The sequence below is a fragment of the Priestia sp. TGN 0903 genome (genome assembly GCF_050846855.1).
Taxonomy (GTDB): domain Bacteria; phylum Bacillota; class Bacilli; order Bacillales; family Bacillaceae_H; genus Priestia; species Priestia zanthoxyli.
Window position 1 is genome coordinate 1 of the sequence record NZ_JBOZGL010000039.1, and the last position, 666, is coordinate 666.

The 666-nt window shown below is 63.4% G+C and carries 1 protein-coding gene; it reads left to right on the top strand.

From position 1 onward, the window contains the following. Positions 1-186: 186 nt before the first annotated feature. On the top strand, positions 187-477 hold the full coding sequence (locus tag ACRPLY_RS26800; protein ID WP_432232230.1) for a hypothetical protein: 291 nt from the start codon (positions 187-189) through the stop codon (positions 475-477). The last annotated feature ends 189 nt before the right edge of the window (positions 478-666 follow it).

The following is a 666-nucleotide window of genomic DNA, read 5'->3' on the forward strand; positions in this document are numbered from 1 at the left end:
TCTCCGCCGATCAGGTAGAGCGCCTCATCAGCAGGTCAGCCACCCGCTGACCACAAATAATCGGCCCCCGCCGCTGTCACGACGAGGGCCACGCAATCCCGAAAGGAAGCTCAACATGACAGACTCTACCACCACCCCCGCCGACTACCACGACCGCGCCAAGCGGATCGAGGCGGGTGACGAATCGTGAGCGACCTACTAGCCCACCTAGTCGAACTCGATCAGGCCATCACCGACATGCGGGAGGCCCGCAAGCGCATCGAGGCGGCCGTCACCGCGATAGCCGAGGCGAACACTTGGCCCTACGGCGACGCCTACCTTTACCAGGACGACGATTCACCCGAGCGCCTATGGCTCAACGGATTCTCGTGCATCAGACCCAGTGACGAGTTCGCCCGCGATGTTGGACGGAGCGTCATCCAGATGGCGATCCGACGCCCCGGGAAGAGCACCCAAATCGAGGTGACGGCATCGTGAGCGAGATCAACTGGGATGACTACAGCATCTACGACCACGACTTGCCGACCAACTGGCACGCCGCTGCGAGGAGGTGGGTGTGATGACGTACTACAAGGCTATCCGCCCCGACGGCACGTCGTGGTACGACCTCGGCTTCCGGTGGGTGGCTGAGCGTGGGCCGGTCGAGGGTGTGGAGGTGTGGCATCC